The 14,364-nt window shown below is 73.3% G+C and carries 15 protein-coding genes and 1 tRNA gene; 15 read left to right on the forward strand and 1 reads right to left on the reverse strand.

Going from position 1 to position 14,364, the window contains the following annotated elements:
• Positions 1-930: a hypothetical protein gene (locus tag DEJ11_RS05395; protein WP_284176686.1), complete on the forward strand. Its 930-nt coding sequence runs from the start codon at positions 1-3 to the stop codon at positions 928-930.
• A gap of 95 nt (positions 931-1,025) precedes the next feature.
• On the opposite strand, the gene DEJ11_RS05400 is transcribed toward DEJ11_RS05395, so the two are convergent.
• On the reverse strand, positions 1,026-1,298 hold the full coding sequence (locus tag DEJ11_RS05400) for a DUF4031 domain-containing protein (protein ID WP_071405560.1): 273 nt from the start codon (positions 1,296-1,298) through the stop codon (positions 1,026-1,028).
• A gap of 179 nt (positions 1,299-1,477) precedes the next feature.
• On the opposite strand from DEJ11_RS05400, the gene rplU reads away from it, so the two are divergent.
• From rplU to DEJ11_RS05470, 14 genes are all read left to right on the forward strand, one after another.
• Positions 1,478-1,786, forward strand: coding sequence for a 50S ribosomal protein L21 (rplU, locus tag DEJ11_RS05405; protein WP_027464715.1), 309 nt, complete (start codon positions 1,478-1,480; stop codon positions 1,784-1,786).
• 12 nt (positions 1,787-1,798) lie between these two features.
• Positions 1,799-2,050 carry a 50S ribosomal protein L27 gene (gene rpmA / locus DEJ11_RS05410; RefSeq protein WP_017885976.1) on the forward strand — a complete coding sequence of 84 codons (252 nt, stop codon included), beginning with the start codon at positions 1,799-1,801 and terminating at the stop codon, positions 2,048-2,050.
• A 104-nt stretch (positions 2,051-2,154) separates the two neighbouring features.
• Entirely contained in the window at positions 2,155-3,732 is a 1,578-nt protein-coding gene (gene obgE, locus DEJ11_RS05415) for a GTPase ObgE (RefSeq protein WP_111087573.1), read from the forward strand.
• Between the two features lie 7 nt (positions 3,733-3,739).
• Positions 3,740-4,558, forward strand: a complete 819-nt coding sequence (gene proB, locus DEJ11_RS05420; RefSeq protein WP_217499638.1) for a glutamate 5-kinase — start codon at positions 3,740-3,742, stop codon at positions 4,556-4,558.
• A gap of 424 nt (positions 4,559-4,982) precedes the next feature.
• The gene (locus DEJ11_RS05425; protein ID WP_071405563.1) at positions 4,983-6,248 is read left to right on the forward strand and encodes a glutamate-5-semialdehyde dehydrogenase; all 1,266 of its coding nucleotides are present in this window, start codon (positions 4,983-4,985) and stop codon (positions 6,246-6,248) included.
• A gap of 40 nt (positions 6,249-6,288) precedes the next feature.
• Positions 6,289-6,489: a hypothetical protein gene (locus DEJ11_RS05430; RefSeq protein ID WP_035807661.1), complete on the forward strand. Its 201-nt coding sequence runs from the start codon at positions 6,289-6,291 to the stop codon at positions 6,487-6,489.
• An 11-nt stretch (positions 6,490-6,500) separates the two neighbouring features.
• Positions 6,501-7,100 carry a nicotinate-nucleotide adenylyltransferase gene (gene nadD / locus DEJ11_RS05435; protein ID WP_027464719.1) on the forward strand — a complete coding sequence of 200 codons (600 nt, stop codon included), beginning with the start codon at positions 6,501-6,503 and terminating at the stop codon, positions 7,098-7,100.
• The gene (locus tag DEJ11_RS05440; RefSeq protein ID WP_111102900.1) at positions 7,097-8,620 is read left to right on the forward strand and encodes a hypothetical protein; all 1,524 of its coding nucleotides are present in this window, start codon (positions 7,097-7,099) and stop codon (positions 8,618-8,620) included. Before nadD ends, DEJ11_RS05440 begins: the two co-directional genes overlap by 4 nt.
• A 132-nt stretch (positions 8,621-8,752) precedes the next feature.
• Positions 8,753-9,127 carry a ribosome silencing factor gene (rsfS, locus tag DEJ11_RS05445; RefSeq protein ID WP_027464721.1) on the forward strand — a complete coding sequence of 125 codons (375 nt, stop codon included), beginning with the start codon at positions 8,753-8,755 and terminating at the stop codon, positions 9,125-9,127.
• A 108-nt stretch (positions 9,128-9,235) separates the two neighbouring features.
• Positions 9,236-9,308, forward strand: a tRNA-Ala gene (locus DEJ11_RS05450).
• A 79-nt stretch (positions 9,309-9,387) separates the two neighbouring features.
• Positions 9,388-10,311, forward strand: coding sequence for an aldose 1-epimerase family protein (locus tag DEJ11_RS05455; protein ID WP_111102901.1), 924 nt, complete (start codon positions 9,388-9,390; stop codon positions 10,309-10,311).
• Positions 10,290-11,807: an anthranilate synthase component I family protein gene (locus tag DEJ11_RS05460; RefSeq protein WP_111102902.1), complete on the forward strand. Its 1,518-nt coding sequence runs from the start codon at positions 10,290-10,292 to the stop codon at positions 11,805-11,807. The genes DEJ11_RS05455 and DEJ11_RS05460 overlap by 22 nt, the downstream gene beginning before the upstream one ends.
• Before the next feature lie 46 nt (positions 11,808-11,853).
• Positions 11,854-12,723: a DnaE2-dependent mutagenesis accessory factor ImuA' gene (gene imuA' / locus DEJ11_RS05465; RefSeq protein WP_181440780.1), complete on the forward strand. Its 870-nt coding sequence runs from the start codon at positions 11,854-11,856 to the stop codon at positions 12,721-12,723.
• On the forward strand, positions 12,720-14,348 hold the full coding sequence (locus tag DEJ11_RS05470; RefSeq protein WP_111102904.1) for a DNA polymerase Y family protein: 1,629 nt from the start codon (positions 12,720-12,722) through the stop codon (positions 14,346-14,348). The genes imuA' and DEJ11_RS05470 overlap by 4 nt, the downstream gene beginning before the upstream one ends.
• The last annotated feature ends 16 nt before the right edge of the window (positions 14,349-14,364 follow it).

The following is a 14,364-nucleotide window of genomic DNA, read 5'->3' on the forward strand; positions in this document are numbered from 1 at the left end:
GTGTCGAACCCGGGCGACCCGCAGCAGCAGCGTGGGTACTACGGTGCGGGCTGGTCCCAGCCCGCACCGCCCGGACCGGGTGCCCAGCAGCCCGGTGGCCCGGTGCCGCCGCAGCAGGGCGGCGTGCCGCAGTACGGGCGTCAGCCCGGTGCCGGCGCGCCGTACGCCCCGCCGCGGCCGCCCCGTGCCCCGGCCGACCCCCGCCGGGCCTTCGCGCCCGGCGCCTCGGTGACGAACACGGCCGGTGCGCTCATCGCCGTGGTGGCCCTGGTGCTCGTCGAGTTCGTGTCCGGGCTCTTCGGGCTGCTCGGCACCTCGCTCGTGGTCAGCCCGTTCCGGCACTACGGCGCCGGCACGAGCCTGCTCGGCAGCTTCACGACCGGGGTCTTCGTGGCGCCGTTCCCGTACTACGTCGGTGCGTTCCTGGCCCTGGCGTTCCTGACGCCGATCGACCGCCGCAGCCCGCTGCCGAGGCTCCTGCTCCGCGTGGTCCTCGCCGGCGCCGCGGGCACGGTGGCCCTGATGCTCGTCGGTGTCTTCACCGGCTCGTTCGGAGCGGCCACCGCCGGCGGCTCCCAGCTCGTCATCGACGTGCTCACGCGGCCGCTGCAGAACGGTCTGCCGTTCACCGTGATGCTCCTGGCGACCGCCACGGCGGCTTGGCTCTGGCTCGGTCGGCCGCGCCGCGGACGAGGCACACCGACGACCCCGGGGATGCCGGGCACCGTCCGACCCGCCGACGCGGTCCCGCCCTCGACGATCCAGCCGCAGGCACCACAGCAGCCACAGCAGCAGCCGCCGGCACCGTACGGGCAGGGGCGCGTGCAGCCCGACCCCCACGGCCAGTACGGCGGCCAGTACGGCGCCGGGCCACGCCCAGACCAGCAGCAGCCCCCGGCGAACCCCTGGGGCGGTCCAGCGCCCCGCTGAGCCCGTTCGCGCGGCCCTGCAGGCCGGCGGCGCACCGTGCGCGGCGCCGGGCGGGGCGGGCGCACGCCGCGCCTCCCGGGGGTCCGGATGGGCGGTCAGAGACCGCGCTTGTCCCGCTGCGCCACGCGCAGCCCACTGCGGATCAACCGCAGCACGAGCTCGCGTCCGGTCACGGCCGAGGCGCCAGCGGCCACCAGTTCGTCGTACCGCGAGAGCGGGACGTCGTAGTGGTCGTGGTCGAACGCACGGCGCGGCACACCGGCCCGCGCAGCGAACGCGTGGAGTTCCGCGTAGGATTCATCACTGACGAGGTGCGACCACAGTGTGTCGTGGGCGGGCCACGTCGGTGGGTCGATCAACACGGTCACCGTGCAATCGTACGGGTGTCGCCGTTTGACCGGACCCAGGGTGATCGAGTATTCTCGGTCCCTGGTGTCAGCGGGCCGTTCTGCCTGCGTCGCCGATCGGGCCCGGCCTTCCGGGAGCCGCTCGTGCAGAAGTGGGCACCCGAGACTTCCCTCAAGCAGAGTTACGTAAGGATTTCCACGTGGTTTACGCAGTAGTGCGCGCCGGCGGCCGTCAGGAGAAGGTCGAGGTCGGCACCATCCTGACCATCGACCGTGCCAAGGCGGACGACAAGGGCAACATCGACCTCGCCCCCGTGCTCCTCGTGGACGGTGACAAGATCACGTCGGCGGCTTCCGAGCTCGCGAACGTGACCGTCACCGCCGAGGTGCTCGACGACCTCCGTGGTCCCAAGGTCATCATCCAGAAGTTCAAGAACAAGACCGGGTACAAGAAGCGCCAGGGTTTCCGCGCTGAGCTGACCCGCGTCAAGATCACCAAGATCGCGTAAGGGAGTCAACTCATGGCACACAAGAAGGGTGCGAGTTCCACTCGCAACGGTCGTGACTCGAACGCACAGCGCCTCGGCGTGAAGCGCTTCGGTGGCGAGGTCGTCAACGCCGGCGAGATCATCGTCCGCCAGCGCGGCACGCACTTCCACCCGGGCGCCAACGTCGGCCGCGGTGGCGACGACACGCTGTTCGCCCTCTCGTCCGGTTCGGTCGAGTTCGGCACCAAGGGTGGCCGCAAGGTCATCAACATCGTCAACGCGTAGTCGTTCGAACGACTGCAGCTGGAGGGGCGGGCCGAGTGCCCGCCCCTCCTTCGCTTTTCCCGCCGACGATCCCGTCGGCACAACGAAACACCTGGAGTGGACCCATGGCGACCTTCGTCGACCGCGTGACCCTGCACCTCAGCGCGGGGCACGGCGGCAACGGCTGCGTGTCGGTCCGCCGTGAGAAGTTCAAGCCCCTCGCCGGGCCCGACGGCGGCAACGGCGGTGACGGCGGCGACATCGTGCTCGTGGCCGACCCGCAGGTGACGACGCTGCTCGGCTACCACCGATCCCCGCACCGGTCGTCGAAGAACGGGCAGCCCGGCATGGGCGACCACCGCAGCGGTGTCAGCGGCGAGGTCCTCGAGCTCCCGATGCCCGTCGGCACCGTGGTGTACGACGAGTCCGGCGAGGTCATCGCCGACCTCACCGAGCCCGGCATGCGCGTCGTCGTGGCCCCCGGTGGACAGGGCGGCCTCGGCAACGCGGCACTCTCCACCACGAAGCGCAAGGCTCCCGGCTTCGCGCTGCTCGGCACCGAGGGCTGGGCGGGGGACATCAGCCTCGAGCTGAAGACCATCGCCGACGTGGCCCTGGTCGGGTTCCCGAGCGCCGGCAAGTCCTCGCTGATCGCGGCCGTCTCCGCCGCCAAGCCGAAGATCGCGGACTACCCGTTCACGACCCTCACGCCGAACCTCGGTGTCGTCGAGTCCGGTGACACCCGCTTCACCGTCGCAGACGTCCCCGGTCTGATCGAGGGCGCGTCGGAGGGCAAGGGCCTGGGGCTCGAGTTCCTGCGCCACGTCGAGCGGTGCGAAGCGCTGCTCCACGTCATCGACTGCGCCACGCTCGACCCGGGCCGCGACCCGATCAGCGACCTCGACGTCATCCTCGGCGAGCTCGAGCGCTACCCGGTCCCCGAGGGCCAGGTGCCGCTGCTCGAGCGCCCGCAGCTCATCGCCCTGAACAAGATCGACGTGCCCGAGGCGCAGGAGCTCGCCGAGTTCGTCACCGCCGAGCTCGAGGGCCGCGGCTACCGCGTCTTCCCGATCTCCACGGCGTCCCGCAAGGGGCTTCGTGAGCTGACCTTCGCGCTGGCCGACATCGTCGAGCAGGCCCGTGCAGCCCGTGCTGCCGAGCCGGTCCCGGAGCGCATCGTGCTCCGCCCCCGCTCGGTCAACGAGAAGCCGTTCACCGTGCGCGCCGAGGGCGGCGAGGAGCACCGCTTCTACCGCGTCCGCGGTGCCAAGCCGGAGCGCTGGGTCCAGCAGACGGACTTCACGAACGAAGAGGCGATCGGCTACCTGGCCGACCGGCTCGCGAAGCTCGGCGTCGAGGACGGCCTGTTCAAGGCCGGAGCCGTCGCCGGCTCCACCGTCGTCATCGGTGGCGACGGCGGCATGGTCTTCGACTGGGAGCCCACGCTCACGTCGACCGCGGAGCTCATCACGAGCGCCCGTGGGACCGACGCCCGCATCGGTGCGACGGCGCGTCCGACCCGCAACGAGCGGCGCGAGGAGTACTTCGAGCGGATGGACGCCAAGGCGGCCGCCCGTGCCGAGCTCGAGCAGGAGCGCGTCTCCGGACTCTGGGTGGACGACGACGTGGTGACCAGCGACCAGCTCGGCACCGGCGACCAGTTCGACGCCGACCAGGTCGAGACCAGCGACCAGAAGGACTGACCGCGGCATGACCGACACGACCGCCCGCACCGACCTCGGACCCGTCACACGGCGCGAGGACATCCCGCGTGCGCGGCGGATCGTCGTCAAGGTCGGCTCGTCCTCGGTCAGCGGTGACGCCGCCGGCCAGATCGGCCCCCTGGTGGACGCGCTGGCTGCCGCCTACGGCCGGGGGACCGAGGTCGTGCTCGTGTCGTCCGGTGCGATCGCGACCGGGTTCCCGTTCCTCGGGCTCGAGGGCCGGCCGGACGACCTCGCCACGCAGCAGGCGGCGGCGGCCACCGGGCAGAACGTCCTGATGTTCCGGTACCAGAAGGAGCTCGACCGGCACGGTGTCGTCGCGGCGCAGATCCTGCTCACCGCCGGTGACCTGCAGAACCCCACGCACCGGGTGAACGCCCAGCGCGCCATCGACCGCTTGCTCGCCCTGCGCGTGCTCCCGATCGTGAACGAGAACGACACCGTCGCCACGCACGAGATCCGCTTCGGCGACAACGACCGGCTCGCGGCCCTGGTGGCCCGGCTGCTCGGAGCCGATGCCCTCGTGCTGCTCTCCGACGTCGAGGCGCTCTACACGGCACCCCCGGAGCAGCCCGGCGCGACCCGCATCGACGAGGTGCCGTTCGGCGACGAGCTCGCCGGGGTCACCTTCGGCTCGATCGGCACCGCCGGCGTCGGCACCGGGGGAGCGGGGACCAAGGTCGCCGCCGCACGGCTCGCGGCCGAGGCGGGCACCGCGGTGCTCGTGACCGACACGGCGCTGGTCGACCGCGCGCTGGCGGGCGAACACCTCGGCACCTGGTTCCACGCCGCGCCGCGTCCCTGACGCAGTCGGCAGTGCGCCGCGCCGCGTCGCGCCCGTGGCAGCGAGCGGTCACGACTCGCCGTCGGGACGGTGCCGACTGGTCGGAGACCGTCGGTGTGGGCGTCGCGGAGCGACGGTCTGTGACCGCTCGCGTCGCGCAGGACGACGTGTCGTGACCGGTCGCCGAGGTGAACGCGACCGCCTGGAGGCCCGGCGCAGGTCCCGGGGACCGGTGCCGGGCCTCCAGGCGGTCACGACTCACCGACGGGACGCGGTCGTGTGGTCGGGAACCGTCGGTGCGGGCGGCGCGGAGCGACGCTCTGTGACCGCTCGGCAGGCAGATGACGACGTGTCGTGACCGGTCGGCGCGGCGGACCGAGCCTGGAGGCACGGCGAGCGTCAGCAACGCCCGTCACGAACCGAGGGGCGGACCTACAATCGGTCCATGTCGTCGATCGCGCCCGCCCCGACCCTCACCGACAAGCTCGTGGCGGCACGGGCCGCCTCGTCGGCGCTCGCGACCGCGACGACCGCCGTCAAGGACGCGGCCCTCGGCGCGATCGCCTCGGCGGTGCGTGCCGCGACCGACGAGATCGTCGCCGCGAACCACGACGACCTCGTCGCCGGCGAGGACGGCGGGCTCTCGTCCGGGCTGCTCGACCGGTTGCGACTCGACCCCGTCCGGATCGAGGCCCTCGCCGCCGCGGTCGAACACGTCGTCGGGCTGACCGACCCCGTGGGGGAGCACGTGCGCGGGTCGCAGCTGCCGAACGGACTCCAGCTCACCCAGGTGCGCGTGCCGTTCGGTGTCGTCGGGGCCATCTACGAGGCACGCCCGAACGTCACCGTCGACATCGCCTCCCTCGCGCTCAAGTCGGGCAACGCCGTCGTGCTCCGTGGCGGGTCGGCAGCCCAGCACACGAACGCCGTGCTCGTCGCCCGGATCCAGGACGCGGTCGAGTCGGTGGGGCTGCCCCGCGACCTGGTGCAGACCATCGACGAGTTCGGCCGGGCCGGTGCCACCGAGCTCATGCGCGCACGGGGCCTGGTCGACGTGCTGATCCCGCGGGGGAGCGCCGCGCTCATCCAGACCGTCGTCACCGAGTCGCAGGTGCCGGTCATCGAGACCGGTGCGGGCGTCGTGCACGTGTTCCTCGACGCGTCCGCACCCGAGCAGCGTGCTGTCGACATCGTCCTGAACAGCAAGGTGCAGCGGCCGAGCGTGTGCAACGCCCTCGAGACCCTCCTGGTGCACGAGGCCGCGGCCGAACGGCTCCTGCCGCTGCTGGCCGACCGGCTGCGGGCGTCCGGTGTAACGCTGCGCGGCGACGACGCCACGCGGGCGATCGTGCCCGGGGTGCTCCGCGCCACCGACGACGACTGGGCGACCGAGTCGATGGACCTCGACCTGTCGATCCGCGTCGTGCCCGACGTCGACGCGGCGATGGCGCACATCGCCCGGTGGTCGACGCACCACACGGAGTCGATCGTGACGAACGACGTCGACACCGCCGAACGGTTCCTGGCGACCGTCGACTCGGCGGTCGTGATGGTGAACGCCTCCACCCGATTCACCGACGGCGGCGAGTTCGGTTTCGGTGCCGAGGTCGGCATCTCGACGCAGAAGCTGCACGCGCGCGGTCCGATGGGCCTGCCGGAGCTCACGAGCACGAAGTGGATCGTGCGCGGCTCCGGGCAGATCCGCGGCTAGACTGAACGGCGTCTTTCCCCGACCGAACGGAGCACGAACGATGACCCTCCTCGCAGAAGCTGCTGAGCACGCCTCCGGGGCGCCCGCGTTCGTGTTCCCCATGGTCGGCGCTCTCTTCTTCATCTTCCTCGGCTTCGTGACCTGGAGCTTCCGCGACGTGGCCTACCGTCACTCGCAGAAGTTCGAGGCCACCCGCCACCACGAGACGGGTGTCGACGAGTTCGGTCACACCAAGATCTGACCGACCACTCGATGCTCGAGACCACCGGACGGCCACGCATCGGCGTGATGGGTGGCACGTTCGACCCCATCCACCACGGGCACCTGGTCGCGGCGTCCGAGGTGGCGCGGGCGTTCGACCTCGACGAGGTCGTCTTCGTCCCCACCGGACAGCCGTACATGAAGTCCGACGTCACCGACGCCGAGCACCGGTACCTGATGACCGTGATCGCCACCGCGTCGAACCCGATGTTCACCGTCAGCCGCGTGGACATCGACCGCCCGGGGCCGACGTACACCGTCGACACCCTGCGGGACCTGCACGAACAGCGACCGGATGCCCAGCTCGTCTTCATCTCGGGCGCAGACGCCGTTCAGCAGATCGTCGACTGGAAAGACCATGATGGTCTCTGGGACCTCGCGCACTTCGTGGCCGTGACGCGTCCGGGACACGCCTTGAGCCTCACCGGATTGCCCGAGCGGGACGTAAGCTTGCTCGAAGTCCCTGCACTGGCCATATCCTCGACGGATTGCCGTGACCGGGTTCGACGGGGGTTCCCCGTCTGGTACTTGGTTCCCGACGGTGTCGTCCAGTACATCTCCAAGCACCATCTGTATCGGAGCGTTGCATGAGTTCGTCCGACGCGCAGCCGCCCCTGTCGCGGCGCCAGGCGCGCGAGCGGGAGCGTGCCGCCGCGGCCGGTTCGCAGCCCGCGACGCCGCCCCCGACCGTCGCCGCACCCGCCGCCGAGACTCCCGAGTCCCGTCGTCGCCCCGGGTCGCACGTCGCCCCGGCCCCCGGTGGCCCCGCCCAGTCGTCCGCGCCGGCATCGGCGCAGACCGACCCCGGGTCCGCCCGGTCCGTCCCGGTGTCGGCACCCGCGGCCGGTGTGCCGCCGTTCCCACCGGCCTCCGCGACCGAGATCGTCCCCGGCAGCGGTGGGCTCACCCGTCGGCAGATCCGGCAGCTCCGTGCCGCCGAGCGTCAGGCGGTCCTGCCGGTCCCGCTGCAGAACCCCACGCCCCAGTCGTCCGACCGCACCGTCGAGGACGTCCTCGGGTCGGTGGACACGATCGACCCCTCCGCCGCGCCGCAGAGCGCTCCGGACGCCGAGGCCGCGCACGACGAGCAGCCCGCTGCCCCGACGGTCCTCGACCAGGCCGCGGTCGCCCAGGCCACCGAGGCCGACGGGTCCCCGGACGCGCTCGAGCCCCTCGACGAGGCCGCCGCGCACGCCGAGGAGCCCCGCCGCCACCGGTCCACGTGGTCGCCGCCCGCCGACGTCACCGAGTCCGACGCGTCCGCGACCGACGTCCCCGAGTCCGGTGCGCCGGAGACCGACGCACCGGCGGACGACGTCCCCGAGTCCGACGCCCCTGCGGACGAGACGACCGACGTCGCCCCGGCGGACGAGACGTCCGAGGACGCTCCGGCCCGCTCGGCCGACGACGCTCCCGCACCCGCTCCCGCTGCCGGGTCGCAGCCCGCCGTCACGCCGGTGCCGATCCCGACGAACGCCGCCGCGGCGACCCCCGCGGTGTTCCCGCTCTCGCTCGACGCCGAGGACGACGACACCAACGAGGTGCCGCTGCCCGAGCCCGCGACCGAGGCCCCGAAGGTCCCCGCCGCGTTCCAGCGTCCGACCGAGCCGAAGCCGGTGACCACGGCCTTCGCGCCGCCCGCCGGCCACTGGTCGCAGCAGGCGCACGACTCGAACGACTCCGAGGTGCACGACGCCGAGACGGGCACCCGCCGTGTCGCGGTGACGAACACGAACGCGATCATCCTGCCGAACTCGGCCCTGGCCGACCCCACCGGTGCGCTCAACGCGACAGGCGAGGTGATCCTGACCGGGTCGATCGACCTGCCGGCGTCGCTGTCGTCGACGGGGTCGCACCGGCCGATCGACGGCGCCGAGGTCGACCGCCTGCTCGAGCAGCAGGACGAGCAGCCCGAGACCGACGCCAGCCCGGTGCGGGCCAGCCGCGCGGTGTCCAGCCACACCTCGACCCGTCAGGTCGTGCTCGCCGCCGCCAAGCCGAAGGAGTCGCGTACGCCGCTGATCCTCGGTGTGACGGTCGGCGCGGTCGGGCTGGCCGCGGCCGGCGTCATCATCACCGCACTGCTCACCACCCACGCGTTCGGCGGCTGACCGCTGCCGTCCTCGACGTCCGTTCTCCACCACCCCGCCGACCCTGGCCTGGCCGCTGTCGGCGGGGTGGCTTATGATCGTGACCCATCAAGCGAACCGGCTGTCCGTCGGTTCGACGACCGGAAGGAATCCGTGACAGCCTCCACTCGCGCACTGGAACTCGTGCAGGCCGCAGCACTCGCGGCCGACGCCAAGCAGGCCGAGGACCTCGTCGCTCTCGACGTGACCGGGCCGTTGCAGCTCACGGACGTGTTCCTGCTCGCAACCGGTCGGAACGAGCGCAACGTGCAGTCCATCGCCGATGCCGTCGAGGAACGCCTCCTCGAGCTCGGTGCCAAGACGCTCCGCCGCGAAGGCCGTACCGAAGGCCGCTGGGTCCTCATCGACTTCGGCGAGATCATCGTGCACGTCTTCCACGACGAAGACCGCCAGTACTACTCGCTCGAGCGTCTCTGGGCCGACTGCCCGACGATCCCGCTCGAGCTCCCGGTGGACCACACCGCCTGATCAGCGACGCGCCCGGGTGACGGCTTCGATTTCGTTGCCCGGCGTTCGCATGGTGTACGCTTCTATGGTGCCTCCGGGGAACCGGTCGGTACGGAAGCAGCACGATCTGGGTCTGTGGCGCAGCTGGTAGCGCACCTGCATGGCATGCAGGGGGTCAGGGGTTCGAGTCCCCTCAGATCCACCCTCAACCCCGTCGTTCCTCGGAACGGCGGGGTTTTTCGTGCACCCGGCGGGCCTCGGCGGCCCGATACGCTGAGCGCATGAGCAACGACGCGCCGCTGTCCGGGTCCCCGCTGACGATCACCTCCGCCGGGTACACGGCCGACATCGCCACCGTCGGAGCGACACTGCGGACCCTGCGGCACGAGGGCCGAGACCTGGTCGTCCCGTTCGACGCCGACGAGGTCCGCCCGGTCTTCCGCGGTGCCGTCCTGGCCCCGTGGCCGAACCGGATCGTCGACGGCGAGTACTCCTTCGGCGGCGTCGACCACGAGCTGGCCCTGACCGAGCCCGCACGGCACCACGCCCTGCACGGACTCGTCGCGTGGACGGACTTCCGCGTGCAGGAGCAGGCGGACGACCGCGTGGTGCTCGCCACGACCGTCCAGGCGCAGCAGGGTTACCCGTACCGCGTCGAGGTCACCGTGGAGTACCGGCTCGACGCCGAGGGGCTGCACACGACGATCACCGGGACGAACACCGGGGCCGAGGACGCACCGTGGGGGACCGGCCCGCACCCGTACCTCGTCGCGGGTGCCGGCACCGTCGACGACTGGACCCTGACCCTCCCCGCCGCCCAGGTGCTCGAGGTGACGCCGGACCGGCTCGTCCCGACCGACCTGGTCCCCGTGCACGACGAGTTCGACCTGCGCACGCCCACGCTGATCGGCGACCGGTTCATCGACCACGCCTTCACCGGCTTCGACCGCGACGCCGCCGGCCTCGCCACCATCGCGGTCACGGCGGCGGACGGTCACGGGGTCCGTGCGACCTTCGGGCCGGAGTGCGGCTGGGCCCAGGTGCACACCGCCGACCACGTCGTCCCCGAGTACCACCGCGCCGGTCTCGCCGTCGAGCCGATGACGTGCGCCCCCGACGCCTTCAACGACGGCGAGGACCGCGGCCTCGTGGTGCTCGCGCCCGGTGCCTCGCACGCCGCCGCATGGACGATCGCCGCGATCTGAGCACCCCCGACCCCGGCGTCCGCGTCGAGGTCCGCCGACTCGACCCGGTCCCCGACCTCGCGGCCCTGGCGGCGCAGGTCCCCGGGGACCTGGTGTGGCTCGACTCCGGCCTGCCCGACGGTGCTCCCGCCACGGCTCGACCCCGGGCACGGTGGTCCGTGCTGGCGTGGACGGACGGGCCGTTCGCCGCACGGTTCCGGCACCAGGACCGTCGCGCGCACCTGACGGTCGCCGCGCCCGCCGAGGGGTGGTTCGGGCCCGCCCGGTCCGAGGAGCGTCCAGCCTTCGCGGTGCTGGCGGACCTGCTCCGACGCACGCCCCGCCTGCCCGAGCCGGTCGTCGGGTGCGGGTTCGCGCTGGGCTGGGTCGGGTTCCTCGGCTACGAGCTCGGCCGCGAGTCCGGCGGCCCGGACCGCACCGCCGACGGGCACGCCGACGCCGACCTGCGGTTCGTCGACCGCGCCGTCGTCGTCGACCACACCGGTGGCGCCTGGGCGCTCGCGCTCGTCGCCGATGCGGAACCGGCGGCCAGTGCGCGGAACCGCGTGTGGCTCGAGGAGGTGCCCATTCCCACGACGTCGGCCGGCGTCGTGGACGCGGCCACGGGCCTCCCGGCCGGGGTGTCCACGGCGACCGGACGTGTCACGCGCGCCGCCTACGAGCGGGCGGTCGACGCGTGCCGCGCGGAGATCCGCGAGGGGAACGCGTTCCAGGTCTGCCTCACCACTGCCTTCGCGGTCGGACTGGAGGCCCGTGGCGGCCCCGGTACGGACCCGCACCTGGGTGAGTACCTGCGGATGCGGGCGGCCGACCCGGTGCCGTTCGGCGCGTTCCTGCGGCTCGGCCCGCTGCGCGTGGCGAGCCGGTCACCGGAGCGGTTCCTGCGGATCGACGCGGCCGGAGCGGTGCTCGCGGAGCCGATCAAGGGCACGCGGCGGCGGCTCGCCGACGCGGTGGCGGACGCGGCTGCGCGGGACGACCTGGCGGCGAGCCCGAAGGACCGCGCCGAGAACGTGATGATCGTCGACCTGCTGCGGAACGACCTGCTGCGGACCGCGGTGCCCGGGTCGGTGCACGTCGAGCGGCTGTGCGCCGTCGAGACGTACGCCAGCGTGCACCAGCTGGTCTCGACGATCGGGGCGGTGCTGCCGCGGGGGACGTCGCGGGCCGACGTGGTGCACGCGGCGTTCCCGCCGGGGTCGATGACCGGGGCGCCGAAGAGCAGTGCCACGGCGATCGCGGACCGGCTCGAGGGGGCGCCGCGCGGGGTGTACTCCGGGGCGATCGGGTACTTCTCGGCGAGCGGGGCGGTCGACCTGTCGGTGGCGATCCGTAGCCTCGTGACCGTGCTCGACGAGTCGGGGGCGGTGCGTTCCCGGACCCTCGGAGCCGGGGGAGCGGTGACCTGGTCGTCGGTGCCCGCGGACGAGGCGGACGAGGTCGAGACCAAGACGCGGTCGGTGCTCGGCGGGGTCGGGGCGGTTGCCAGCTGGTGAGCTGATGCCCTGATCCGAACACGTGTTCGACCAGGACTGTCCACGGATGTCGGACGCGATTGACATCATCGAACACATGTTCGAATATGAGGGCATGCAGACGGCGGCGGCACTCCGGTCGCCCACCCCGGACCGGGGCGGGCGGAGCGGTGCTGCACGCGGCGGCAGCGGTGCGGGCGGTGGCGGTGCGCGCCGGGGGCCAGACCACCTGAGCGATGCCCGGGCCGCGCTCGACCGCATCACGTCCCTGCGGTCCCGGGTGGCCGACATGGAGTCCACCCGGGTCGACACCGCCGGGCTCCCCACCGCCTCGGCACTCGAACCCCTGCTGCCCGGCGGCGCGATCCGGGTCGGTGGCACCTACGCCGTCCCCGAGTCGGTGCTGCTCGCGATCACCATGCTGCAGGCGGCCTCGGCGGCCGGGGCGTGGTGTGCGGTCGTCGGGGTGCCGTCCTTCGGGATCGAAGCCGCCGCTGCCGCGGGGATCGACCTCGAACGGCTCGTGCTCGTCCCCGATCCGGGTGACCAGTGGCTCGCCGTGACGGCGGCGATGGCCGACGTCGCCCAGATCGTCCTCACCCGACCGCTCGGCCGGGTCGTGCCGGGCGACGTGGCACGGCTGTCGGCCCGGCTGCGACAGCGCGGTGGCGCACTCGTCGCGCTCGGCTCCTGGCCCGGGGCGGACGTCACGCTGCGGGTCACGTCCTCGACGTGGAGCGGCATCGGTCAGGGCCACGGCCACCTGACGGAGCGCCGGGCCACCGTGACCGCGACCGGGCGTGCCGGCGCGGTGCGTCCGGCGACCGCCGAGCTGCTCCTGCCCGCGGCCGACGGTGCGGTCCGGGCCGCCACACCGGTGCCGATGGTGGGCTCCGGGGACACCCGCGTGCTGCGGCCCGTGGCGGTGGCGTCGTGATCGCCTCCGGGCGCGTCCGGACCGACGCGATCACGCGGGGAGCGGCACTGCCCGAACCACCCCCGACCCGGACGATCGTGCTCTGGTGCCCGGACTGGCCGGTCATCGCGGCGGCTCGGGCCGGTGGCACCCCGCCGGAGCAGCCCCTCGCCCTGACCGCGAAGGGACTCGTGTTCGCGAGCTCCGCGTCCGCGCGTGAGCAGGGTGTCGTGCGGGGGCTCCGCGTGCGTGAGGCGCAGGCGCGGTGCCCCGAGCTCCTCGTGCAGCCCTACGACGACGCCCTCGACCACCGCGCCTTCGAGCCCGTCATCCGTGCGGTCGAGGCGGCTGTCCCGGGGGTCGAGGTGCTGCGGCCGGGCACCCTCGCGCTCCGCGCCCGCGGGCCGGCCCGGTACTACGGCGGTGAGCGCGCGGCGGCGGCGACCCTCGCCGGCATCGCCGCCGACCACGGCGCCCCCGCGGTGCGGGCCGGGGTGGCCGACACCCCGTTCGCGGCGGACCAGGCCGCCCGGGCCCGTCCGGTGCGTCCCGGCGAACGGGTGCGGCTCGTGCCCGTCGGGGGATCGGCGGACTTCCTCGCGCACCTGCCGCTCGGTGTGCTCGGCGACCCCGACCTCGCGACGGTGCTCGACCGGCTCGGCATCACCACGCTCGGCGACTTCGCGGCACTCGGCGACGAACAGGTGCGGGACCGCTTCGGCGTGGCCGGGGCGTTCCTGCACCGGTTGGCCGGGGGCCGCGACCCCCGCGAGATCGCGGCGCGTGAGATCCCGCCGGAACTCCGGGTCGAGGCGTCGTTCGAGCCCCCGCTGGACCGTGCCGACCAGATCGCGTTCGCGTTCCGGCGTTCCGCCGACGACTTCGCCGAGCGACTCCGGGCCGCGGGGCTCGTGGCGACGACCATCCGCGTGGGGATCGTCGACGAGCGCGACATCCTGCTCGAACGGACCTGGGCGCACCCGCGCTGGTTCGACGCCGCCGACGTGGTCGACCGGGTGCGGTGGCAGCTCGCCGGCGGGGTGGACCCCAGCGGGCTCGAGGCGCCGGTCACCTCGGTCGTGCTCGAGCCGGTCGCCGTCGACGACATGGCGAACCACGAGCGCGGGCTGTGGGGCTCCGGCCCGGACGAGCGCGTGCACCACGGCCTCGCCCGGATCCAGGGCATGGTCGGCCACGACGGTGTGGTGAGTCCGCGCATCGGTGGGGGCCGCACCCTGTCCGAGCGCGTGGTGCTCGTGCCGTGGGGCGACGCCCCCGCCGGCGGTGAGCGAGCCCTGGCGACCGTCCGCGACCGCCCGTGGCCCGGCAAACTGCCCGGCCCGCCCCCCGCCACCGTGCTCGAGCGCCCCCGACCGGTCGACGTCGTCGCCGCCGGCGGTGCGAGCGTCGACGTCGACGAGCGCGGCGTGCTGTCCGGCGCACCCGACCGGTTCCGCGCCGAGGGCGACCGGGGCGGCGGGTTCTCCGCCGTGACGGCATGGGCGGGTCCGTGGCCGCTCGTCGTCCGGTGGTGGGAGTCCGGCGGCCGACGCCTGCACCGGCTGCAGCTCGTCGACGCCGAGGGGCGTGCCTGGTACCTGGTGCTGGCGGACCACCGCTGGTGGGCAGAGGCGATCGCGACGTGACCCCGACCACCACCAC

The sequence above is a fragment of the Curtobacterium sp. MCLR17_058 genome (assembly GCF_003234705.2).
GTDB lineage: Bacteria > Actinomycetota > Actinomycetes > Actinomycetales > Microbacteriaceae > Curtobacterium > Curtobacterium flaccumfaciens.

Excerpts from the sequence above, each read along its gene's own strand:
- rpmA (WP_017885976.1), top strand. The coding sequence starts at position 1,799 with ATGGCACACAAGAAGGGTGCGAGTTCCACTCGCAACGGTCGTGACTCG.
- obgE (WP_111087573.1), top strand. The coding sequence starts at position 2,155 with ATGGCGACCTTCGTCGACCGCGTGACCCTGCACCTCAGCGCGGGGCAC.
- proB (WP_217499638.1), top strand. The coding sequence starts at position 3,740 with ATGACCGACACGACCGCCCGCACCGACCTCGGACCCGTCACACGGCGC.
- DEJ11_RS05425 (WP_071405563.1), top strand. The coding sequence starts at position 4,983 with ATGTCGTCGATCGCGCCCGCCCCGACCCTCACCGACAAGCTCGTGGCG.
- DEJ11_RS05430 (WP_035807661.1), top strand. The coding sequence starts at position 6,289 with ATGACCCTCCTCGCAGAAGCTGCTGAGCACGCCTCCGGGGCGCCCGCG.
- nadD (WP_027464719.1), top strand. The coding sequence starts at position 6,501 with ATGCTCGAGACCACCGGACGGCCACGCATCGGCGTGATGGGTGGCACG.
- DEJ11_RS05440 (WP_111102900.1), top strand. The coding sequence starts at position 7,097 with ATGAGTTCGTCCGACGCGCAGCCGCCCCTGTCGCGGCGCCAGGCGCGC.
- DEJ11_RS05455 (WP_111102901.1), top strand. The coding sequence starts at position 9,388 with ATGAGCAACGACGCGCCGCTGTCCGGGTCCCCGCTGACGATCACCTCC.
- DEJ11_RS05460 (WP_111102902.1), top strand. The coding sequence starts at position 10,290 with ATGGACGATCGCCGCGATCTGAGCACCCCCGACCCCGGCGTCCGCGTC.
- imuA' (WP_181440780.1), top strand. The coding sequence starts at position 11,854 with ATGTCGGACGCGATTGACATCATCGAACACATGTTCGAATATGAGGGC.